Source organism: Sphingobium sp. TomTYG73 (genome assembly GCF_055394245.1).
Genome location: NZ_AP027339.1, coordinates 743,170 through 766,948, shown reverse-complemented (window position 1 = coordinate 766,948; position 23,779 = coordinate 743,170). Strand labels below are relative to the sequence as shown.

At 63.3% G+C, this 23,779-nt stretch carries 19 protein-coding genes; all 19 read right to left on the bottom strand.

Annotation, left to right across the window (positions count from 1 at the left end; all coding sequences use genetic code 11):
• Window position 1: 1 nt before the first annotated feature.
• Window positions 2–1,744 carry an MFS transporter gene (locus ACZ5TH_RS03920; protein WP_464794684.1) on the bottom strand — a complete coding sequence of 581 codons (1,743 nt, stop codon included), beginning with the start codon at window positions 1,742–1,744 and terminating at the stop codon, window positions 2–4.
• A complete protein-coding gene (locus ACZ5TH_RS03915) occupies window positions 1,745–2,497 on the bottom strand; it encodes an FkbM family methyltransferase (RefSeq protein ID WP_464794683.1) in 753 nt (250 codons plus the stop codon).
• A complete protein-coding gene (locus ACZ5TH_RS03910) occupies window positions 2,494–3,639 on the bottom strand; it encodes a glycosyltransferase family 4 protein (protein WP_464794682.1) in 1,146 nt (381 codons plus the stop codon). Before ACZ5TH_RS03910 ends, ACZ5TH_RS03915 begins: the two co-directional genes overlap by 4 nt.
• Entirely contained in the window at window positions 3,636–4,934 is a 1,299-nt protein-coding gene (locus ACZ5TH_RS03905; RefSeq protein WP_464794681.1) for a hypothetical protein, read from the bottom strand. Before ACZ5TH_RS03905 ends, ACZ5TH_RS03910 begins: the two co-directional genes overlap by 4 nt.
• A 29-nt stretch (window positions 4,935–4,963) precedes the next feature.
• Window positions 4,964–5,716, bottom strand: coding sequence for a class I SAM-dependent methyltransferase (locus ACZ5TH_RS03900; protein WP_464794680.1), 753 nt, complete (start codon window positions 5,714–5,716; stop codon window positions 4,964–4,966).
• A gap of 63 nt (window positions 5,717–5,779) precedes the next feature.
• A complete protein-coding gene (locus tag ACZ5TH_RS03895) occupies window positions 5,780–6,913 on the bottom strand; it encodes a glycosyltransferase (RefSeq protein WP_464794679.1) in 1,134 nt (377 codons plus the stop codon).
• Entirely contained in the window at window positions 6,913–8,262 is a 1,350-nt protein-coding gene (locus tag ACZ5TH_RS03890) for an exopolysaccharide biosynthesis polyprenyl glycosylphosphotransferase (RefSeq protein WP_464794678.1), read from the bottom strand. Before ACZ5TH_RS03890 ends, ACZ5TH_RS03895 begins: the two co-directional genes overlap by 1 nt.
• Window positions 8,263–8,356: 94 nt before the next feature.
• Window positions 8,357–10,252 (bottom strand): XrtA/PEP-CTERM system amidotransferase, encoded by a 1,896-nt coding sequence (locus tag ACZ5TH_RS03885; protein WP_464794677.1) that lies wholly within the window; start codon window positions 10,250–10,252, stop codon window positions 8,357–8,359.
• A gap of 11 nt (window positions 10,253–10,263) precedes the next feature.
• Entirely contained in the window at window positions 10,264–11,799 is a 1,536-nt protein-coding gene (gene xrtA, locus ACZ5TH_RS03880; RefSeq protein WP_464794676.1) for an exosortase A, read from the bottom strand.
• Window positions 11,796–13,025: a TIGR03087 family PEP-CTERM/XrtA system glycosyltransferase gene (locus tag ACZ5TH_RS03875; protein ID WP_464794675.1), complete on the bottom strand. Its 1,230-nt coding sequence runs from the start codon at window positions 13,023–13,025 to the stop codon at window positions 11,796–11,798. The genes xrtA and ACZ5TH_RS03875 overlap by 4 nt, the downstream gene beginning before the upstream one ends.
• Window positions 13,022–14,086, bottom strand: coding sequence for a FemAB family XrtA/PEP-CTERM system-associated protein (locus ACZ5TH_RS03870; RefSeq protein ID WP_464794674.1), 1,065 nt, complete (start codon window positions 14,084–14,086; stop codon window positions 13,022–13,024). Before ACZ5TH_RS03870 ends, ACZ5TH_RS03875 begins: the two co-directional genes overlap by 4 nt.
• Window positions 14,083–14,931 carry an XrtA system polysaccharide deacetylase gene (locus tag ACZ5TH_RS03865; protein WP_464794673.1) on the bottom strand — a complete coding sequence of 283 codons (849 nt, stop codon included), beginning with the start codon at window positions 14,929–14,931 and terminating at the stop codon, window positions 14,083–14,085. The genes ACZ5TH_RS03870 and ACZ5TH_RS03865 overlap by 4 nt, the downstream gene beginning before the upstream one ends.
• A 9-nt stretch (window positions 14,932–14,940) precedes the next feature.
• The gene (locus ACZ5TH_RS03860) at window positions 14,941–16,152 is read right to left on the bottom strand and encodes an XrtA/PEP-CTERM system-associated ATPase (RefSeq protein ID WP_464794672.1); all 1,212 of its coding nucleotides are present in this window, start codon (window positions 16,150–16,152) and stop codon (window positions 14,941–14,943) included.
• Between the two features lie 19 nt (window positions 16,153–16,171).
• Window positions 16,172–17,752: a hypothetical protein gene (locus ACZ5TH_RS03855; RefSeq protein WP_464794671.1), complete on the bottom strand. Its 1,581-nt coding sequence runs from the start codon at window positions 17,750–17,752 to the stop codon at window positions 16,172–16,174.
• Entirely contained in the window at window positions 17,749–18,666 is a 918-nt protein-coding gene (locus ACZ5TH_RS03850) for a P-loop NTPase (protein WP_464794670.1), read from the bottom strand. The genes ACZ5TH_RS03855 and ACZ5TH_RS03850 overlap by 4 nt, the downstream gene beginning before the upstream one ends.
• A gap of 11 nt (window positions 18,667–18,677) precedes the next feature.
• Window positions 18,678–20,195, bottom strand: coding sequence for an XrtA system polysaccharide chain length determinant (locus tag ACZ5TH_RS03845; RefSeq protein WP_464794669.1), 1,518 nt, complete (start codon window positions 20,193–20,195; stop codon window positions 18,678–18,680).
• Window position 20,196: 1 nt separating this feature from the next.
• A complete protein-coding gene (locus ACZ5TH_RS03840) occupies window positions 20,197–20,841 on the bottom strand; it encodes an XrtA/PEP-CTERM system exopolysaccharide export protein (protein ID WP_464772201.1) in 645 nt (214 codons plus the stop codon).
• A 133-nt stretch (window positions 20,842–20,974) separates the two neighbouring features.
• On the bottom strand, window positions 20,975–22,207 hold the full coding sequence (locus ACZ5TH_RS03835; protein WP_464794668.1) for a pyridoxal-dependent decarboxylase, exosortase A system-associated: 1,233 nt from the start codon (window positions 22,205–22,207) through the stop codon (window positions 20,975–20,977).
• Window positions 22,204–23,736, bottom strand: coding sequence for an acyl-CoA ligase (AMP-forming), exosortase A system-associated (locus tag ACZ5TH_RS03830; protein WP_464795051.1), 1,533 nt, complete (start codon window positions 23,734–23,736; stop codon window positions 22,204–22,206). The genes ACZ5TH_RS03835 and ACZ5TH_RS03830 overlap by 4 nt, the downstream gene beginning before the upstream one ends.
• Window positions 23,737–23,779: the final 43 nt, after the last annotated feature.

The window sequence follows — 23,779 nt, the reverse complement described above, 5'->3', positions numbered from 1 at the left end:
ATTATAGCACGTCGCCCGACGCGTTCATCGCATCATCGATGGTTTCAGGCAGCGGCGGCAACACCGGCTTGTCGCATCCAGCAGCCTTCATATGTGCGCGGAGCGCGTCCATGCGCCCGAGATTCCAGCGAGCGAGCGGTATGCCCAACGGGCGGAACTCGGCGCGGTCGAACAGTTCGACGACATAATGCTGGCAAAGCTCGTCCACCTGCCCCAGCGTCAACATGCCAAGGTTCATCACCATGGGCCGCCCCGGCACACCGTCCCGGCCGCGCACAAGATCGGTCACATATAATCCGCCGCGCGGATCGACCAGCACCACATCGGCTTTCGACGCATCGATCATACGATGGCTGGCGGCATAGGGCGCGACGAACACATGCGTGCGCCAGACCAGAAAGGCGCTCATCGCGACCGTTATCGCCACGGCCAGGTAAATGGGCCGCATCGCCGCTGGACGGAAACGCGCCCAGCCTAGTCCCGCCAGCAGGCAGAACGGCCCGATGAAGCCATGGGCATAGCGAAAGCCCCAGCCATAGCCCTGCGCCAGCGCCAGCGCGCAACCGGCAAAGCAGCCGAACGCCAGCGGCAACGCGATTTCCTGCCCCCGCAATGCCTTGCGCCATTGCATCGCCATCACGCCCAGCGCCGCTAGGGGCACCATCAATATGTTGTTCCATGCAGCAAAGCGGCTGAGGTTGACCAGCGGTTGCCAGCGGTCCCCCAGGCGTTCGAACAGGCTCCCCACCTTGTCCGCCACTCCTGCGGAAGGCCGGACATCGGCGGCAGGCCCCAACGACTGGACGAGAAATCCGGGCCAAAGCTTTGCCCACACGACAACGATGGCGATGAGGATCAGGACGTGAAATGCGGCCACAGCCCAGCGGCGCGATAGCAGCATCCACAATATGAAGGGCGCGATGAAGATCGGCGGGAAATGCCACTGATGCAGGCCAGCCGCCACCAGCGCCACCGCACCAGCGCTGACATGACCGATAACGCCGCCTCTCAGAACAAGCGCAAGCCAGATCATGTTGAGCGCGAAATGGCCCGTCATCGCATAAGGGGTCATCGCCGTGACCCAGAGCTGAGTTGACGACAACCCAAGCAGCATCGTCACCCAAACGGCATCGTCCCGCGTCGGAAAAAGATGCAGCGCCACGCGCCACAGCGCAAAAAGCCCGGCAATCAGTAGCGCTGGCCCCGCCAGGTTCGGGTCGCCCAACTGCCAGAACAGGGCTTGGATCGCGCTGTTCACCGGCAGATAGGCAGCGGTCCAATAGTCGGCAGCGCCAAAGGGAGAGAAGAATTCCGGCATGATCGCGCGCCGATAGGCTTCCCATTCGGCGGGGATCGGCCGGGCGAACAATCCTTCTCGCATATAAGCGGCGGCAAAGCGCGCGACTTCCTCGTCTCGCGAAATCGAATAGTTCTGGAACAGCCAATAATGGCCCGCCCAGGCGACGAGGCCAAAGACGACGATCAGCGGCACGATCACCCGCGCGCGGGGCTTTGGCAGGCGAAACGCCATCCCCCCGGCAAAAAGCGCCGCCAGCGTCAGCAGTAACAGCCCGCCCAGCAATGCGGGAAAATCCTGATCCAGAAACAGGATGACGGCCAGGCTGACGCCCTGCCGGTACGTCACATGCCACAGGAAAGTGGCGCCCAGCCACAGGGTCAGGCCGATGGCACCCGCCAGGAACAGGCGGCGGGCATCGATAGGCCGGGCGGGCGGAAGGTACATTCAGCTTTCCTGCGGCAGCAGCGTCCGGTTGACGAAAATCCCATCCATTTCGACGAGCAGCGGGAAATGCCCCTTATTGTTGGCGAAGAATGCCGAGGGGATGAAATCCTTTTGCTCCAGCCAATCGATCATCGCCTGATAACCGGTGCCGTTTTCGTAGATGGGCCTCACGCCAAGTTCGGTCTGCACGCCCGCCATGACAGCGATCGCGGCCCCCGCACCTTCGCAAACGGAAAGGTCATGACCCTGCGTGTCCATCTTCAGGAACGGACGGGAAAATCCATGCTCCACCCGCAATTCCGGCAGAAGCGTGTCGATCCGCCTGCATTGCATCTCGACCGTCCGGGTGACCTTGTTGCGCTCGGCGAAGATAGCATCCTGCCGATCCGACGGTTTCTTGAGCGAGCTGAATTGATCGGCCGCCATGATGTTGAAACTGGCCGTTCCTTCAAAGTCGGACAAGGCGAGGTTGAACACATGCCATTTGGGATCGGAGGCCGCCCGGCGGGATAGCTCGGCAAAAATATCGGGGTTGGGTTCAAAGGACAGAATCGTGCCGGAAAAGCCTACATCCTTGCGCAACATGACCGCATATTGCCCCCGGTTAGCACCGACATCGAACACGCAATCGACCGCAAAGGCAGAAAGGAACCGACGAAGCGCCTGAATCTCCGGATATTGATGCACCCGCCCGGCGATGGAGAGGCGGATCGCCAGCGCGCGGTCGGCCAGTTCGCGGACATATCGGCTCACGCGCGCGAGGCCATAACGGAGCGGTAAATGCCGATCGTTGCCAAGGCCATGTCCTTCCAACTGCCCATAGTCTCACCATAGGCGCGTGCCGCCGCGCCAGCCGTCTGCCTGATGGCGGGGCTTTGGATTAGCCGCAAGAGGGCTTGAGCAAGATCGTCCGGATTTCCGGCCGCTGTGCGGATCGCCACCCCTTCCGGCAAGGCGGCGAACATACCCATGTCCGATGTTACCATCGCCTTGCCATGGTGCAGGGCAGACAGGAATGCGCCGCTTGAATCGATCTGGCGATAGGGGAAGATGATGGCGTCGGCCTTTGCCATATGCGCGTCGAGCCGCCCTTCGGTGAGGAAGCCAAGGTCGGCAATCAGCCGGTCGGCAAAGCCCTCAGCCCGGACTCTTTCCAGCAATGGCGTTACATCCATGAAGGGCTTACCCGCCGCCACCAGTTCGAAAGCATGACCCGCCCGCCAGAGCGACATGCAAGCCTCGATCAATATATCGACGCCCTTATAGGGCCTGATCGTGCCGAAGAAGAGCAGGCGCGGAACCGAGGGATCGGGAATAGCGGCCAGATCGGCCGAGGTTGCCGGTGCCAGACGCATCGGGGGGTGGGGCGTCACATGAACGCGGGTAGGTGCGATCCCCTGCGCATCCAAAGCCTGCCGCGTCGTATCGCCATGCACGATCAGCGCATCGAACAGGTCGAGCAAAGCGCGATATCCCCTGCCCTGCACGCCTGCATCGGCATGATAGGCATCCGCATTGTGGACCGTATGGACCAGTGGAACCCGCCCCTTCAATCGGCGCAACAGCAGGCGGTCGGCGGGCGCGAGTGGCAGCCATTGGAAATGCGCAACGTCCGCCGCTGTCAACGCACTGACCCGGCCAAGCGCGCAGGCAGCACCATATTCGGCAGCCTTGATCAGACGAAAGGCCTTGCCCTCCCCCAATCGCGCTCGCAGCGCTTCACTTCGGCGGAAGAAGCGCGGTTCGTATCGATAATATTCCGGCGCGATGGCGTCAGCGGATCGCATCGGGCGGCCGAACAAAGTGACATCCGCGCCCAGTCCAGCAAGACCGCTGCACAGGCTGTCATCATATCGCCCGGTGAAAAGCGACGGATCGACCATTGCAATCTTCATCGCGCGGCCGAACCTTGCAGCAGACGTCGCAACGACAGGGCGTGAAGCGCCGCAACCACGATCATCGTCAGCGCATAAATCGCGAGGAAGCCTCGATCGAACCCGTCACCCAGCATCATGGCGAGCGGCACGCTGAGCAATGATCCGGCGAGGAAGGGTAGTGAGCGCTTGAGCAAATGAGAAAAGCGCCCGAGCGCCGCCTGGACATAGACCGACACGCAGATCAGCGTCAGCGCCAGCAAAGCGCCATCAATCAGCAGCAGATCGGTCATACCAATGGCGGCTCGTCCAGCGAACAGCTTTGCGAAGACCCACTGCCCAAGCATCAGCAACGCAGCCGACGCGGCAAGGGCGAAGATAAACCCGGCCGCCAGTGCGCGTGTCAGCAACTGGCGCAGGCGGGTCCGGTCTCCCCCATGAAAAGCACGGGTGATGCGAGGAAGCGCGGCCTCCACCATGGCGCGGATGGCCATGGAAAGCGCCCGCGACATCTTAAACAGGAAATCGAAAAGCAGCATCGGCCGCGCGTCCTGCGTGGCGAACGCTATGGTGAAATAGGGCGCATTATAGGCCACGATCTCCGACACGGTGAACAGCGCCGACGCACTTATATCCCGCAGATAATGGGTGCGCACATATGCCCCGCCCCGGCGAAAGGCCAGCCAGTGCCCGGAGGTCATCCCCAACCGACCATGCACCAACTTGATGGCATATCCGATCACGGCCATGCTGATGACCAGTTGCAGCGCCACCGAAAGACGCGCGTCCAACCCTTTGAGGATCAACAGCAGCAGCGCGATGGTCATCATCCGCCGTACGCAGTCCAGCATTTCCCAGACGAAATTCCCATCGACCGCCGCCAGCGCCCGTTTCGCGAGCAGCGCCGGAAGGTTGATGCAGGCGGACAGGAAGAAAAGAATGAAGAGCAGCGGCATCGTCGTGTCGATCCCCCCCGCCACCAGCGCGACGAGCAGGATCACCACACCGCCAAGGATCAGCATGCCCAGGAACAGGAAAAGGACGCCCATTTCCTCCAGACGGAAGCCGTCCCCGCTGTCTCCGCTGTCTCCGCCATGGCCAAGCCAATGACGCCGCAGCCGCGCATAGATAATGCTGGTCAGGCCGAACTCGGCCGAAATGGTGAAGTTGCCGAAGGCGACCAGCAGCAGGAACGCCTGAAACTCGCGCAGCGGCAGGACGCGCACGAAGACATAAGTAACCGCAAAGCCCCAGATCAGCGTCAGCCCGACATTGGCGAGCTTGATGAGGGCGATGAACCGGGCAGACCCTTCCATCCTCGCGATGGTCCTGCCGACCGGCGCGCTCACCGGGCGGCGCTTCCTATGGGCTTGCGGGCGCGGAACAAACGATCATCCAGCGCAAAGAAGTGGCGCGTATCGGCATCAATGCCGTTCGCGTCGATCTCCTCCAACTGGAAGCCCGCAGCCCGGATACGATCGGCGAAATCCAGACCATATTGGCGAACATGGTCCCACTGGCCAAATCGCCGTTCCCGTTCCCGAGGCGGCATGTCGAAGCTGCCATCCTCGGTAGGCTTGTCCCACAGCGGCACGATCAGCCAGGCTTCGCCGCCGGGCTTCAACGCGCGATAGATATTGCGCAGAACGGCATGATCGTCGGGCACATGCTCCATGACATGACTGGCGTAGAACAGGTCATATTGTTCAGCCTCCTCCAACGCCATCAGGTCCACGCAGCGCATGCCGGGAACCGAATAGCGCGCCGGATCAAGATCGGCGGGCACATAACCGGCGGCGGCGGAAAAGCGGCGGACAAGGCTGCCTTCATTGGGCGCCATGTGCAGGATGGCCCCATGTTCCGGAACCGTCAGCGTCTTTTCCACGATCAGATGGTTCATCAGCCTCTCGCGCGGGGACGCGCCACAGCTGGGGCATCCCCATTCCGCATTCTCGCCATAGCGGAAGAAGCCGACGACCGACTGCCCACATGCGGGGCACGCCCGGTTTGCGCGCGCACCCGTCGCCTTGCGCAGAGCAAGCATGGTCCGGGTCAGGTGCTTGCCGGCGGCCTTTGCCACCCGCTGGAAAGTAATCACGCCTTGGCTCCGATCAGCATTGGGGAGGGCCTATACATGATGCCCCGCCTTTGGCGAGAGGGATCAGCGTGACTTTGCGGGATTCCAGACAGTGACAGTTCGGCCCGACATGGCCTTCATGACCCCCTGAAGCGTCGCGGCATAGGCGATGAGAATATCGGTCACCGCCGCCAAAGGCCCCGACTTCGCCCGCAAGCCCATCGTCAGCAAAAGTAACGCGAGCACCGTCCCACCAAGAGCCAGCAAAGGCGAGATGCGGAGTGCCAGCAACAGGGCCGCAATCCCCCCGGTCAGGATGGAGACTCCCCCAAACCACCTGATAATCTTGCGAGACGTATATTTGAAACGGTCGAGCGCCTTCATACGCCGAAGCTGAGGCCGAAGGTGCAGATGCGTGTGCCATGCGCGAGCGGCGATTCGAACCTTTCGCCGATATTCATCGCCCCTGCCCGCAACCAGTCTTTCCCTGGCGATGACGTCCTTCGCCTTGACCAGCCGCGATCCCGCGAACACCACTGCCATCGACACCGTCAGGTCGTCAAGCACACTGTCCGGAAACACAGGATAGAGCGCGCGACGGATGGAAAAGATCGAACCGTCCGCCCCCAACACATTGCCAGTGCGGGACTCCTCGTCCTTCAGACGCTCCTCCATCCGCCAGTAGAGCGAACCCACCGACGCCGTCGCGCTTTCTCCCTCACCCATATAATGCAGCGAACCCAGAACGCCTCCCACCTGCGGATCAGCATAGCGAGCAAGCAGATGGCCGATCGCGTCCTCGTCCAGCATCACATTGGCGTCGGTGAAGATCAGCACGTCGCCGACAGCCCGCGCCGCAAGCTGCTTCATGCCATGCGCCTTACCGCTGCGACCCGGACCCTGGATCAGCGTCACCAGATCGCCCTCTGCCCCGATTAGCGACGCGGTCTCATCGGACGAGCCATCATCGAAGGCCAGAATCTCAAGGGCGGGATGGCGGCGCTTCAACATCGCCAGATTGGCCAGCTTCTCCGGCATCGCCGCTGCCTCGTTATAGGCGCAGAAAAGCAGCGAAGCCGAGGGCACTTCACCCGCGCGCGGCGCCTCCGGCTTCGTCGGAAGGGCGCGCAGGATTAGCGGGTAAAAGAGGAACGGCCAGAGCAACGCTACGACCGAAGTAACAAGAACGAGCAAAAGGATAAGGTCCACGCCGCGCATCAATAGGCCTTGTGATGCACCAGCACCCCGATGGTCGCCATGATGATACGCAGGTCGCGCCAGATCGACCATTTCGTCACATATTCAAGGTCCGACTGGAGCCGGTCGATCAAGTCCTGATGATGGTCGGTCGATCCGCGATGACCGCGAACCTGCGCAAGGCCGGTCATGCCCGGCTTGATGCAATGTCGCTCCCAATAACGCTCATCGACTTCCCAATAGAGGCTGTCGCCCGCCTTGGCCGCCGCAGCATGGGGACGCGGCCCGACAATGCTCATGTCGCCGCGCAGGACGTTGAACAGCTGCGGCAGTTCATCGATGCTGGTGCGGCGCAGGAAGCGTCCGACAGGCGTCACCCGATCATCGTCGCGCGCGGTGAGCTTGTCGGCTTTGTGATCGGTCGCGTCGATCCGCATCGACCGGAACTTGTAGATATTGAAGGGCCGCGCATCGCGTCCGATCCGGGGCTGCTTGAAGATCACGGGTCCGGGGCTGGTCAGCTTCACCGCCAGCGCAGCGGCTATCAACACCGGCGCAATGGCGATGGTCGCGGCTGTCGCGACAATGATGTCGAAAATCCGCTTTATGATGCGGTCCCGGAACTGAAACGGGCCGCCCGCCACGATGATGGTCGGTTGCCCATCGAACTCATCGACGCGAGCAGGTGCGAAACGCAGCAATTCGGGCACCACGATCTCACCGCGCGCGGACAGGGATTTGAGCGCCACCGACCAGTCGCTCATCCGCTCCATCGGGCATGCGACAATCACACGCTCCGCCATCCCCACCGCCGCCGCCAGCCGTGCCGCCATGTCGGCATCGTGGCTGGCAGGCCGCAAGTTGGCGGCGGCGGCGTCGATCACTTCCATGTGAGAGCCAGTCTCTATCTCCACGCCATCCATGATGACGGCGGTAAGGTGCGGCACCTCGCCCAGCAGGCGAGCGCCAAGCCGGGCGATCGCCAGCCGTACCAGCGCGACGCTGACCGCCGAAAAGCCAAGGCCGACGACAAAGGTCAAACGCGAAAGCTGTTCGGCGATCTTGCCCAAATAGACCACCAGGAGCATCAGCAAGGCCGCCTGCGCCAGCGCCAAAAGCCCCCGGAAGATGCCGCGCCGGATGTCGTCCAGCATGTGAATGCCGTAAGCCCCGCCCTGCACCGCCAGCAATATATAAAGCGGCGCGACCATGGCGAACATCACGAGGCCATGCGGCTTCCCCGGCTCGCCCAGCAGCGCGCCCAGCACGAACCAGTTCGCCAGCAAGAATGACAGGAACAACCCTGCCAAGTCTCCAAGGAGGCACAGCAGATAAAGTCGCGCTCGAACTATTTCCTTCGAAACTGTCACTTGCGTCCTGCTTGTCCTTAACCCGCCCGCTCCGTTGGCACTGGCGGGACTGCCATGCAAGGCTTTGCGTGCAAGCGCCTTGTTTGCGAGCCGGTCAAAGACCGAACAAGCGGGTCAGCGACTTGTCCAGCATCAGCAATTGCCAAAGCAAGCGGCCATGATCGGCCATACCGGACTTGTGATCGGCCGCGATGCGTCCCAGCGCCTTGGCGTCGAACCAGCCGGTTCGGGCAAGCGCCGAGCCACCCGCAATGGCGCTCGCCTCCCCCGCCAGCGGCCCGCGAAACCAGTTGCTGATCGGCGTCACGAAGCCCATTTTCTGACGATAGAGAATATCGTGGGGCAGGTAAGGCTCCATCGCCTTCTTCATCAGATATTTGCCGCTATTCCCCCGGATACGCTGGGCAACTGGCAAGCGGGCGGCGAACTCCACCAGCCGATGGTCGAGCAACGGCTCGCGCGCCTCCAGACCCACAGCCATGCTCATCCGATCGGTCTTGGTCAGGATGTCGCCGGGCAGCCAGATGTGAATATCGGCATATTGCGCCCGGTCCAGCGGATCGCGCGCGGGCGCTTCCGCCATGGCACGGATATAGCGATCCTCCGCCCGATAGGCGCCCAGCCGACTGCGCATGTCCTGGCTGAACAGCCTCTGGCGCAGGGCATGAGGTGTCACGCTGACGGATGCCGCATAAGCCTCGCTCCCCTCTCCCGCCAATTCGAGGAAAGTCGACTTTGCCCGCAGCGCTTGGGGCGCCCAATCGGCTTTGGGATACCAGCGGCCCAATGTGCCGAACAGCGGCTCGCGCACCGATGCGGGGATGAGGCTGCGCACCCGCTCCCCCTGCATCTGGAAGCGATGGCGGCGATATCCGGCGAAGGCTTCGTCGGCACCATCACCCGACAAGGCGACAGTGACCTTTTCCCGCGCCAGTTCGCACACCCGATAGGTGGGCAACGCGGAGGCATCGGCGAAGGGCTCGTCAAAATGATAGGCGAGCGTATCGATCAACCCATAATCATCGGGCGATACGATCCGCATGCGGTGGTCGGTAGCAAAGCGGCGGGCGATCCGGTCGGCATAGGCGCTTTCGTCCAGACTCGCGACATCGAAGCCGATGGTGCAGGTCTTCACCGCCTGATTAGACGCCTCCGCCATCAGGGCGACGACGCTGGAACTATCCACGCCACCGGACAGGAAAGCCCCCAGCGGCACGTCGGAAACCATGCGCGACCGCACCGCCTGCCGCATCAGGGCGACCAGTTCCTCTTCCAGCGCCTCCGGCTTAGCCCTGCTGCGTTCGGCAAAGCTCACATCCCAATAGCGCTGCGGCTGAGGCACGGGCCGCCCACGCACCAGCCGCAGCGTATGACCCGCCGCCAACTTGCGCACGCCTGCTACGATGCAGGCATCGTCGGGAACATAGCCATAGGCCATGAAATCCTCCACCGCCGCCAGATCGGGCGCGCGGCGCAGCAGCGGATGGGCAAGCAGGCTCTTCAATTCCGACCCAAAGATCAAACTGCCGTCCGAAAGCTGCGCATAATAAAGCGGCTTCACCCCCAGCCGGTCGCGCACCAGCCACAGCGACTGCGCCCGCGCGTCGAACAGGGCAAAGGCGAACATGCCATGGAACCGCTCGACACAGGCCTCGCCCCACTGGCGGTAACCGTGGAGGATGACCTCCGTATCACTGTCCGTGCGAAACACATGGCCCTTGGCTTCCAGCTCCGCGCGAACTTCGGCGAAATTATAAATCTCGCCATTGAAGGTGACGGCTAGGCTCTCATCCTCGGTCAGCATGGGCTGCGCCCCGCCGCCAAGGTCGATGATGGAAAGGCGCACATGGCCCAGCCCGACGCCCGGCGCCGTCCACATGCCACTGCCATCGGGTCCGCGATGCGGCATCACGTCCAGCATAGCGCGAACCCGCGCCGGATCGACCGGCTTGGCCGTTTCAAGGTGGAAGATGCCCGCTATCCCGCACATGCGAACGGGCTTTAGCGGATGCCGAGGCTGCGGTCAGCCAAATCCTTCACATCGCCAATATCTTGCAGGAACAGCGCGATGGCGGCGTCGGCGGGCTTGCCCTGCCTCTCTTCGGCCGAGACGATAATCGCAGCGGCGCGCTGGTCGCGGCCGAGCAACCGAGCGAGCATCGTGTCGATCTTCACGCGCGGTGCGCTGCCAGTGACGGGGCCGTCTCCCACCTTGTAGAAGCTGACGGCATGACGGACCACCGGGCCGGGGGCGGTCATCTGCTCGCCCAGCCCGTACGCAGGAGCGGGCGCAGGGGATGACCATGACCAACGCTGGTCGGGATTGGCAGCGCCCTGGGCGAATCCGACCAGCTCGCGCCCCTCGTCCTGCCGATCGAAACTGGCGATGGCGAGGTCGACCACATAGCCCGTCGCATTTCGGTAGCGCCCGAGGACCAGATAATCCGCGCCATCGAATCGCGGCCTCCAGGGGTAGCGGGGCTGCGCGGAAGTCGGTGCCCAGCCCTTGACCGCCGGGAGAGTCGGCGCACCGGGCAGCGGCTTGCTCACCGCCGCGCTCACGATCAGCCAGACGGGCGCGGTAAGCCCCAACAGGCTCGCTGCACCAACTGCGACGACAAGCGGGAGGCGACCACGAATGAGACTCCCAAGCCGAGCAGGATCAAACCATGGATCACCGGGCCGACGGTCGAAAAACGGCCACGCTGCGGCCATCACCACCGCCATGATGATAGCGAAAAAGACCCAGCCATACATGACATGGTCAAAGCCGACAGCGGCCTCGATATTTGTCAGATGCGCGATCCATATCGTCCCGAACGCACGCAATCCATTGGCCAGAACCGCCAATATCAGCGCACCGGCCATGAATAGGATGCGACGCGGCCAGCTGGAAAAGCAGACATTGCAGACCAGCGCGCCATAGGCCGTCATCGCAATCACGAACTTCGCGCCCGAACACGCCTCGGCCACGCGGAAATAGCCGGTGGGTGTCGTTATGAAGATGCCGTCCAGATGCGCGGGAACGCCCACAATATCGAGAAAAACCATGCACAGCCGCGCCGTGATCAATTGCAGCGGCGCGACCAGTTCCTCTCCCACCGGCACCATGAAGAAGGCGTAGAAGAGCGGGAACAGCAGCGCTCTTGCCACGGCAGGCCCGAGCAACGTGACAACGCTACCCTGCAACATCAGGATGATCGCGGCGTGGCGGAACACCGCGACACCCGCCGCCGCTCCCAACAGCCAGGCGAATGCGCCCAGCGCCATCCAGAGCAGCCCAGGCGCCCATGCGACAGGCTCAAGCTGGCGCAGGCCGGTAAGTCTTTGCTGCACAAGCCAGGCGATCAGGAACGGGATGAAGAGGCAATGACCGAAGGTGGACGCGTTCCACCATATCGACACCATGCCCGACGCATCGCGATGGAACAGCGTCAGGATCAGGAACGCCAGAACGCCAAGCGCGGCGAGATGCCCGCGCCAGCCTTCCACGCCAACGCTGCGCGCTCGAGACAAAGGCAACGTCCTCTCAGTCACGCGGCTCGGCTGCCTAAAGCGGGCACGGGACCGAACAGCATATCCGGCAAGCCCTTGAGCGTTTCCGACCAGCGATAGCGCTCCTCCACCCGCGAGCGGGCAGCCTCGCCCAGACGCCGTGCTCGCTCAGGATCGGCCAGCAGTGCGCATATCGCCTCGACCTCTTCGACAGGATCAGCCGCGATGAGGAAATGCGCGCCATCCTGCGCATTGATGCCTTCGGCCGCTTGCGGCGACGCGACTATGGGCCGCGCCATGGCCATCGCCTCCAGCACCTTATTCTGTATGCCTCGAGCGATCCGAAGCGGCGCAACCACAATATCCGCCGCCGCCAGCCAGCCGCGAACATCAGGCACCGCGCCCGTCACGATAACGCCGGGCAACTGCGACAGCGCACTAACCTGCGGCGAAGGATTGCGCCCGACGATGGCAAAGCGAGCCTCGGGATGCCTGGCTCGCAAGGCTGGCAAGCTATCGCGCGCAAAGCTTTCCACCGCCTCGACGTTGGGCCGATAGTCCATCTGCCCGGTGAATACGATGAGCGGACCCGCCGGTCGCGCAACCTCATCAAATTCGGCCCCCGGATCGAAATAATCCAGCGCCACGCCATTATCCATGCCGATGACCCGCGCGGCGTTCAGGCCCGCAGCCTGCCGGAACAGCGCGGCCTCGGCCTCACTAACGAAAGCGCTGACGTCGGCGCGCTCGGCAGTGGCACGCTCAAAATCGAGCAAAACCCGCCCTTCGCGTCGGTTGATCCATCCCATAGGGCCACCGCCTGCCGCCCCATAGCTCGCATATTTGGCCGAATCAAAATCGACGAAATCCATCACGAAGCGAACGCCATCGGGAAGATCTGGCACGAAATGCGCCATCTGCACCGAATAGCCCATCACGGCCGCGATCGGCCGTTCCGCCAAAGTCTTCCGCACCCATTGATGCATGCGCGGATCATCGAAGAGCGACACCAGCATCGGCTGCCGCTTCGCCAGCCCAGCGAGACCCGCCACCACATGCGAACGGTTGCGCTTCAGCACGCACTGGCTCGCCGTCATCTCCGCCATGGCCGATGCGAAGCTCAGATCGCGATCATCATCCGCAAAGCAGCCGACATGCACGGGCGCTATCTCCGCCAGCCGCTTCAATATGTGATAGGAACGAATCTTGTCGCCCCGATCGGGTGGGAAGGGGATGCGGTGGCAGAGGAAAACTATCTCGCCCGTCATCCCAGCCCCCGCGAAATCAGCGGCCCGATCAGGTTGGCGATCGGCAGCGGCAGCTTCTTCCACATCTCCACACGCCGCTGATATTGCGCGCTGTTGGGATTGATGTCGCGCCGATCGCCCGTCGCCGACCAGCTATGATAGGCCAGCGGCACCGGGTCGAAGCCAAAGCTCTTCTTCCACGCGGCCTGCCCGCTTCCCGTCTTGGACCGACCGAAGTCGAACAGGCGCATGCCGCGCGTCCGGCCATGGCCCATCAGCCGGTAATACATGAGCTCGTTGGAACGCAGCCGCCGCGCATCCGCGACACCCCCGCCCCAAAAAGGCATGACCCGCCCCTGATGGTAGAGCGCCAGCACCCCCGAAACCGGCCGGTCGCCCTCATAGACAATCAATATGTCGGCATCCTCGCCGAACGCCGCCAGCACTTCGCGAAACAGGCGCCTCGGAAAAACCGGCGTCCCCAGATTGCGCACGCTCTGCGCATAAACATCATAATGCGCGCGCAGGAACCGCTCGTCCCGCCCAACCTCCACCCTTAGCGCGGGATTGGCGAGCGCCTTCCGCAGTTCGGCCCGGTGCTTGCGCGGGACCGCGAGCAACTCCGCCTCATCATCCGCCGCAATCGGCCGGACAAAGCCAAGATGGCTGTCCTGATGAAGCGTCCAGCCCTCACCCGGCAGCTCGCCACCTCTCAGTTCGACAGAAGACACGCCGATATCCCCAGCAACCCGCTGCGCTGCGCCGGCAAGAGCCGCGATAACGGCATGGTCATTAGCCAGTATCCCGCCATCGACGGCAAAGCCGGACGAAACCAAGGCCTGACCAAATAATCGGCTCTTCATATGGGTAAGCGGCAAAAGGCCTGCAATCTGTCCCGACGAAGCGACAGCAGCCAGCATATGCGCACGGTTGCGAGTGCCACGTTGAATCGCTTTGATCCAGGCAGGCCGATGGAAAGGCGTTCCGTCCGCCATGTCCGTCACAAAGGCATCCGCCGCTTCGATCTGAGCAGTATCATCCAGGTCGAGCGTGACTACGCCGACTCCGCCATCCGCCCTCATGCCGCCAACTCCGCCCCATGAGCGACCAACGCATCCACCCGCGTCCAGGAAAAATCAGCGGTCAGCCGCCGCAGCTTGTCCGCCATGACAGACAGATTGCTATAATGGCGCAGGCGCGATCGAAGCGGTGCTCCCGCCACCCGTGGCTGATCCGGATCAATCTCCCAGGGATGGAAATAGATGATGGCGGGCTGCTTCTCCCGCCCATTCACTTGCCGTATAGCCCAGCGGGAAAAGCCATAGGGCAGCAACCGGAAAAATCCGCCGCCCCCAGCCGCCAACCTCCGCCCGCCAAACTCGGCCGTCGTCACCGGCAACTCCAGCAAATCACTCCCCGTCACCGGCCGCCAGGCAAAGCGCGGCGATTCAGGCCAGCCATAATGATCATGTCGGATCGGCGCGACGCTGCTGGAATAGCGATAGCCCTCCTCCGCCAATATGGCATGAGCCCAAGGCGTCCGATGATCGATAGAAAAACTCGGCGCGCGATAGCCAATGACGCGCTGCCCGCTGGCATCCTCCAGCAAAGCGCGCGACCGGCGCAAATCCGCGCGAAACGCCTCTGGGCTCAGCGTAAACACCCGCGCATGGTCATAGCCATGGCTCGCGACCTCATGCCCCGCCTCGGCAATCCGCCGCATGAGCGCCGGGTGACGTTCCGCCACCCACCCAAGCGTGAAGAATGTCGCGCTGACCCCCGCCTCGGCAAACAGGGCCAGCACCGCATCCGTATTGCGCTCCACCCGATGCGTCAGTTCGTCCCACGAAGACCGGCTGATTGTGCGTTCAAAAGCGCCGACATGAAACCAGTCCTCCACATCGACCGACAGGGCATTCAGCACCATGATGAAGCGTCAGGCAGCAGCGCTGTGCGGCGCGTCGCCCATCCGCTGTTCACGCTCCACCCAGTCCACCAGCAATGTCAGCACGCGGCGCAGCGCCGTATCCTGCTCGCCCACGCGAAACTCCAGCGAGGAAAGCCGCTCCTCGATCAGGGTGAAACAGTCCTTCAGCGCCTCGGGATCCACTGCCTGGATGGCGACCTGTTCGATCCGCAGCGAATCGACCTCGGCGCGCAACGTGGCAATCTCGTCCATCAGCGCGGGCGATGGCTCGGGCTGACGCGACCGCAGCGCATTGAGTTCTGCGCGCAACGTCTCGCGCGCAGGTTCCGCCTGCGCCGCAACCGGAGCCGCAGCAGGCGCCTCCTCCGCGCGATCCAACACGGATGACGGCATCGGCTGCACGGCAACATCGCTGTCCGCACCCATATCCTCGATCACCGCCTGTACAGCCGCCGCATCGATCTCCGACAACTGATCCAGCGCACCCAGCAGCAGCACGCGGCTGGCCAGCACATTGACCCGGCGCGGCACGCCCCCGGTCGCTGCATAGATGGCGGCGAACGCCTCCTGCGTGAATTGCGGATCGCCATTCCACCCGACGATCGACAGGCGATGCAGGATATAGGGTTCGATCTCTTCGGGCTGCATCGGATCGAGATGATGGGTCGCGATCACGCGCTGCCGCAACTGCTCCAGCTGCGCCGATTTCAGCAGATCGCGAAATTCCGGCTGGCCCAGCAGGAATATCTGCAACAGCGACTGCCCGCCCAGCTGGAAGTTGGAAAGCATACGCAGCTCTTCGATCGCCGAGACCGAAAGATTCTGCGCCTCGTCCACGATCAGCAACGACCGCCGCCCCGCCCGCGCCTGCCCATGCAGGAACGCCTCGATCTGCCGCAAAATCTGCGCCTTGGGCATGTCGTGGGTCGGCAGGCCAAAGCTCTGCGCGGTGAGGCGCAACATGTCGTCACCGCCCACCTGCGTCGACACGATCTTGACGGCGGTCAGCCGCGCCGGATCGATCGTCGCCATCAGGTGCCCGACCAGCGTCGTCTTGCCAGCCCCGATGTCGCCGGTGATGACGATGAAGCCTTCACCCTGTGCCAGGCCGTAGCCCAGATAGGACAGCGCCTTCCTGTGCGTCGCACTTTCGAAGTAGAAATGCGGATCGGGTGTCAGCTGGAAAGGGCGGCCCTCAAATCCGTAGAACTGGTCGTACATCTCTCGTCTCCGGACGCGATTAGAAGCTGTACCGCAGGCCGACCTGGCCCATGGCGTTGATGACGGCATCCAGATCGTCCGCCTTGGCGCTGTCGAGCCCAAGCGAAGCGGATGCCTGAAGATTGCGGTTGATAAGGCGGTTGTAGCTGGTGAACGCGCCAAGGTTCAGCACATCGAGCCGCGCGCCGCTTGCATCGAAATAATTGGCGTAGACGGCGCTATCCAGGCTGGACCGGCTGTCGATCACGTAGCTGAGCGATGCCGTGCCATACCAATTCTCGTCCCGCGTCCCGCGCACGAACACGCCCTGGCCCGAAGGCGTCACGAATTTGCGCTGCGAATAGCCAAGGCCCACGCCAAGGCCCCATGGACCCCGCTGCGCCGAATATTGGGCAGCAACGCCCCGATAGCGGAAATTGGCGTCCGTAACCCCGGTCAGCGCGTCGTTAAAGCACTGCCCTCCGCCGCTTTGCGAGAAGGCGCAGCCGGTGAAATCGCCAGTGAACGGATTGCGTACGACATTCAGGCTGCTGCCCGAGACCGCCGCGACATTGGACGTGATGATCCGCCCGAAGCTGTCGATGCCGTCGAACACCACCAGCGCGAAGGACTGGCCCCGCCCCTGCCATACGAAACTACCCGTATAGGTCATGCCGCCATAGCGTTCGCCGACCCGCGCCTCCAGCGAGGTGCGTCGGTTGGGACGCCAGAGCACGCCCACATCCCAGATGATGTCGTCGAAATCATAGATCAGCGCGCGCGGCGAACTATCGTCAGTGACGTAACGGCCGTTGCGGATGACCGGCACCCCGCTCCCGTCAAGCTCGGGCGAGCGCTGGCTGATCTTGATCCGTTCATAGCCTACACCGCCGGCAAGGGCGACAGTCGGCGACACCGGCAGCGTCGCATCCACCCGGCCCCAGGCATCCTCGAACCGCTGATCAAGCTCGCTCGCATCTTCCCGGTCATAACCAGCGCTAGCCACGATGCCGAGCGGCAGCCAGACACCCGGCGCCACGCCGACCGAACCGGTCAGGCTGTGCGAAACCGAGTCCGCGAAGGAGCCGATAGGCGCTCCGGCAAAGTCAGCGTTCACATCCTCATCCACCCGCGCATAGCCAAGGCGGTAGGAGGCAGTGACGTCGATGTCGCCAAAGGATGAGGCATAGGACGGCCCCACATAACCGGCATAAACCTGGCTCGTCTGGCTATCGTTCAGCGTCGCCGCACCCGACAGGCCATCGGTGCGTATGCGCGTCGCAAGCGCGCCCGCATTGAGCGTCAGCCCATGCGACACCAGATACTGGCCCGACACGATACCGCTGATCACATCCTGATCGCTGGCCTCACGCCCCCAGCCAAAGCTGTGATTATATTGAATGTCAGCGACAGCCTCGACACGGCGCGTCTGCAACTGCGCCGTCAATCCCGCCGTCACATTGGTATAGGTCAGGACATCGCCACCGCCTTTCAGCGGCACGAGCACAGTCTGATCGACGCCCAGATAGGGCGTGACTTCGACCTTTCGCTCCTGCGCCATGGCGGGCGAAGCGGCGAGCGCTAGCGCGCCCAGCAACCCCAGGGAAGTACGCAGCATCATGCGTCGTCGCTCCCCTTGCCATAATAGCTGCCAAAGCGGCGGCCGCTGGCCGAGAAGGTGACACCGTTCAGCAACAACTGCACTTGCCCAGCCGCCTTCAGCATCCCCGCCGCGTCACGCAGCGCGCTTTCGCTTGTCTGGTCGGCACGCACCACCAGCAACGCGATGGCCGCATGGCTCGCCAGCACCGCACCAGCCGAAGCTGCGAGCAGAGGCGGCGAATCGAACAGGATGACCCGGTCCGGCCGCCCCTCGGTCAGGCGGCGCAACAGCGTTTCGGTCCGCGCCGACGCCAGATATTCGGTATCGTTGTTGCTGCGCTGCCCCGCAGGCAGGACCGCAAAGGACGGAATGTCCGTACGGATCACACAATCCTCGATAGCTATCGACGGATCGGCGATGGCGTCCATCAGCCCCGGCCCGCTCGTCAGCCCCAGCGCTTCCGGAATGCCCGGCTTGCCGAAGTCAGCATCGACCAGCAATATCTCCCGATCCTTCTCCGCCGCCAAACTCAGCGCCAGATTGATCGCGCAGAAGCTCTTCCCCTCCCCGCTATGCGCCGAGCAGACAAGCACGCGATTGCCGCGCGGATCATCGCCAAGCTGCGCCAGCAGATCGCGCTTCAGCAGCCGAAACTCCTCGCTGATCGCAGTCGCCGGACTATCGGGCGACAGCCAGCCATTCTCGGCCAGAGCAATCCGATCGATACTCTGCACCGGCCCATGCCAGTCAGGCGCGCGATATCCCGCCTCCGCCGCCACCGGCCGAGCAATCTCCACCACCGGAGGCAACGCCTCGCCAGCAGGCACCTCGACCGCAGGAGCGGCACGCCCCTGCAAGGCCGCGCTGAAATCATAGATTTCCGTCGCCCGCTCAATCAGCGAACCTTTGGAAAGGGAGCTATGCTTGTTCATCTTGCCGCTCCTCAGGCCATGCCACGCTGGATGAATTCGACGAGGATCAGCAGCACGCACAGCGCCGCCAGCCCCCCGCTCGCACCGGCGAACCATTTCAACCGCTGCTTCTCGACCGCCCTCTGCGCGGCGCTGACCGTCTGAGTGATGGAGCCGATGACCGGCAATCCAACCGCCCGCTCCAGCCGCGCCGCAGTCGGGAAGCTACCCTTGAGCTGCCCCATGGCAAAAGCGCTCCCCACGCCCGCGCCGATCCCGACGATCAGCACGCCCAGCAGCAGCAACGGCCGATTGGGCGCGGACGGCGCGGTGGGCGCGCTCGGCGGATTGATCACGCGGAACTGGACGGAACCCGTTTCGGTCTTCACATCGCCGCGCAGGCGCACATCCTCGCGATCAGCGAGCAGCTTGTCATATTGCGTCTTCAGCACCTCATAGTCGCGGTCAAGCTTCTCCTGCTCGGCGGCGAGGCCCGGCTCGTCAGTCTGGCGCGATGACATAGCGTTAAGGTCAGCCTGAAGCTGCGCCTTGCGCGTCTGGAGAGCCTGGACCGTCGCCGCCCGCTCCGCCTGCATCGACTTGATCGACAGATACGCAGGGTTGGGCGAACCGCCCGCCCCGCCACCACCGCCGCCCTGACGGCGCAGCGCATCGACCTGCCGTTGGGCTGCAATCACGTCGGGATGGTCAGCAGTCCAGCCACGCGCGCGCATCCCGGCAAGGTCCGCCTGCGCCTGCGCCAGTGCGGAAGGACCACCCGACGCGCCAACACCCGGCAACACCTGCGGTGTTCCGGCAAGCTGGCCGTTCATGGCGCTCAGCGCGCTCGACGCCTGCACCAGCTGCGATTCGATATTGTTGATCTCCATCCGCGCCGCGTCCATGCGCTGACCGATGGAGCCCGCGCCCGGCAGCATCCCGGCATAGCGCTGCTCGAACTCGACGCGACGCTGTTCGGCGGCGGCGAGCTGACGTCCGCGCTGCGCGATCTGCTGATCAAGGAAAGCAAGGCTCTGCTTCGTCTCGACGCGATCAGAGGACAGGTTCGTTTCCTGGAAAATCTCGATCAGCTTCTGCACCGCCTGCTGCGCGATCCGCGCATTGGCTCCGTCCGAAAGGCTGGAGTCCGCCGACTTGGCGCTGATGTCGATCATGCTGGGGTCAGCCTGCGCCATCACGGTGATGCCTTCGCGCAGCGCCGTGATCTTGGCCGCCATGTCGCGCGGGCCGCTGATCGTCTGGTTGAGATCGGTCTCCTTGACCACCCGCTCCAGATTGGCGGTGCTGGCCAGCGTCTGACGGACGCGATCAAGGTCCTGCTGCGACTGGACCTGCGTAATGCCGACCTTGTCCTGCAACAGCGACTGCGTGTTCACATAAACCCGCGCCTTGCTCTCATAGCTGTTGGGCACCAGGGCCACGCCCAGCCAGCCCAGCATGCACACACCCCACGCCACGGCCAGCGCCAGCCAGCGCCGGGTCCATATGCCGTGAAGAGCGATCAGCAGTTCGTCGTAAAGACCGGCCATATCAGAACATGCTTTCCGGAATGATGATGACATCGCCCGGGGCCAGCATGACATTCGCCTTGCTGTCGCCGCGCTTCAGCAGGTCGCCGATACGGACGTTGAATTCTTGCTGCTTGCCCTGTTCCTTGTTGAAGCGAACGAGCCGCGCCCGATTGCCCGCCGCATATTCGCTAAGCCCCCCGACGGAGATCATGGCGTCAAGCAGCGTCATGTTCGCACGATAAGGAATGGAGGCAGGCTTTTCGGTCGCGCCGACAATCCGCACCTGCTGGCTGAACGTGCCCGAGAAATTGTTGACGATCACCGACACCAGCGGATTTTCAATATATTTGGTGAGCGCCACCTTCATGTCGTCAGCCAGCTGCTTGGGCGTCTTGCCCACGGCCGGCATGTCGGCGATCAGCGGCGTGGTAATCCGCCCGTCCGGCCGCACCTGAACCTTCGCGCCAAGTTCCGGATTGCGCCACACGAAGACGGTCAGGTCATCGAGCGGCCCGATCACATATTCCTCGCCCGGCCCTTCCTGCTGCGCCACAAAGGACGCAGAGGGCAACTGGGGACCACCGCCTCCCGAAGCGCAGCCCGACAGCGCCAAAGCAGGCAGCGATGCGCCGATCAGAGCCCGGGAAACCGACAGGAAACGCATATCTTCACCTCATGACATGACCGCACGCCAGCACAGCCGCTAGACAGGTGAAGCGGCCGCAAAGCGATAGGCTTTGGGCCTCTTCTTGCCGCTAAAGGGTAAAGATACGGTTAGGCGTCAAACTATTGGTATATCAGCCAAGTAATAGTTCGAGCGCAGGCGGGTGCCCCAAAAAGGCGGAAGGGCTCGCCGAAGCGCCATAGGCCCCCGCCGCGAAGATCGCGATCAGGTCCCCTTCCACCACCGGCGGCAAAGCAACCTTGTCGCCCAGCTTGTCGATCGGCGTGCAAAGACACCCCACGACCGTGACGGCCTCCTCCGCAGGCGGCGCGCCATAACGGTTCGCCACCGCCATCGGATAGTTACGCCGCACCACCGTGCCGAAATTCCCGCTCGCCGCCAATTGATGATGCAAGCCGCCATCGACAACCACGAACGTCTCGCCCTGGCTCTGCTTCACATCGACCACACGGGTCAGGTAGACGCCAGCCTCCCCCACCAGCCAGCGGCCAAGCTCCATCGCAAACTCGCTCTCCGCCAATATGTCAGGACGCGCATGGAGCGTCTGGCCCAGCGCTTCCCCGATCGGCGCAATTTCCAACCGCTGATCGCCAGGAAAATAGGGAATACCAAATCCCCCACCCAGATTGACGAGCGGCGGTGTGGCTCCCACGGCGTCAGAAAGCCGCGCCGCCAATCCCACTGTTGCCGCCTGCGTGTCGATCAGCGCCTCCGCATCCAGCGCCTGCGATCCGGCAAAGATATGCCAGCCGCGCCAATCGGCTCCCGCATCGATCAGTGACCGTGCAAGCCCCGCCGCCCGATCCGCATCGACGCCAAAGGGTTTGGCCCCGCCGCCCATGCGCATGCCCGACCCTTTCAGGTCAAAATCCGGATTGACCCGCACCGCCAGCCGGGGCGTCCGCCCCCGCTTCTGGGCAATGGCAAGCGCACGCCGCGCTTCACCCTCCGACTCAAGGTTCAGCGTCACGCCAGCGTCGATCGCGGCGGCAAGTTCATCGTCGCGCTTGCCCGGCCCAGCAAAGCTCACATGCGCGGCGTCCATCCCGGCTTCCAGCGCTCGCGCCATTTCCCCGCCCGAAGCCACGTCAAAGCCTTCAACCAACCGCGCCATGCGTTCCAGCAGCGCCGGATAGGGGTTCGCCTTCACCGCATAATGGATCGACAGCCGCGGCGGCATAGCCTCCCGCAAATCGCGCACCTGCCGCTCGACCACGCCCATGTCATAGACGAACAGCGGCGTATCCCCCGCCTCATCCACCAGACTCGCCGCGCCGCATCCGCCGATCAGCAGCATGCCTTCCTCACCCTCGAAGAAGGGCGGAACAGGTCCCATCGGCTTCATCTGTCATATTCCTTGGCCAGTGCCACTCGGTCGATCTTGCCATTAGGCGTCCGAGGGAAATCCGCCAGCCTGATAATCGTCCGGGGCTGCATGAAGTTCGGCAATTCGGTCTTCAACCTCGCTTCGACCGTCGCCTCGGCATCAGCGTCGGCCGAGCGGATGAGCAGCAGCACCGCCTGCCCCAGCCGTTCATCCTTAATCCCCAGCGCGACGGCCTCCGCAACACCGGGCACCGCCACCGCTGCTTCCTCAATCTCTGTCGGACTGATGCGATTGCCCGAGGATTTGATCATCGCGTCATCGCGCCCAACGAAATAGAGCAACCCCCGCGCATCCCGCCGCACGCTATCCCCTGACCAAACCGCCATGCCGCCATAGCGAGAGGACGGCGGCGCAGGCTTGAACCGCTCTGCCGTGCGCGCCTCATCCTGCCAATAACCCTGCGCCACAAGCGGCCCACAATGAACCAGCTCACCCGATTCATCATCGTCCGTCAGGCTGCCATCAGACCGCACAACCAGTATCTCCGCATGCGGTATCGCCGATCCCATCGAGTCCGGGTAGCTGTCCACCAAGGCTGGCGGCAGATAGGTGGAGCGAAAAGCCTCCGTCAGCCCATACATGGGATAAAGGTCGGCCTCGGGAAAAAGGCCGCGCAATTTAGCCACCAACGGCCGGGTGAGCGCGCCACCACTATTCGTCAGTCGCTTCAGCTTCCCCGCCACTTCCGGCTTCCACTCAAGCTCGGTCAACTGCACCCAAAGCGGCGGCACCCCGGCCAATGTCGTGATGTCACGCTTGTCCACCGACTTCATGACGTCACGCGCCGTCAGATAGTCGAGCGGATAGACGCACCCGCCCGCATACCAGGTCGAAAACAACTGATTCTGCCCATAATCGAAACTGAAGGGCAGCACGCACAAGGTCCTGTCCTCGGCACTCAAGCCAAGATAACGCGCCACACTCGCCGCGCCGAGCCATAGATTGGCGTGGCTGAGCATCACCCCCTTGGGCCGCCCGGTCGAACCGCTGGTATAGAGGATCGCCGCCAGATCATACGGCCCGGCCTCGGAGGGCGGCATTCCATCCCCACCGCTCATGGCCGCCGCCGCATCCTCCTCCCGCAACAAACGGCAGTCGCCCGGCACATCATCGGACTTCAAAGTATCGAGCCGCGCCGCAGTACCAATCAACAACAGCGCGCCACTATCGGCGAGGATATGCGCGACCTGCGCATGTTTCAGCAGCGGATTGACCGGCACATGCACCAGTCCCGCGCGCGGGGCCGCCAATGGCATCAGCGCCGCGACCGGCCCCTTGGCAATCCAACTTGCAACCCGCGCGCCCTTTTCCAGCCCGAACCCCGCCAGCCACCCCGCCAGGCAACCCAGCGTCGTCTCAAGCTCGGCATAATCCTGCGACCCCGATCGGCCATCCAGCGCCGGACGCGCCGCCTCACCCCGCAACAGCAGGTGGTCGATCGGGCGAACTTCCTCGCCATCAATCAGGGCGGTTCGGCTTAACTCCATTTCCAGACTTTTCACCTAAGGCATGGGGACAGTGCCGGGGAGA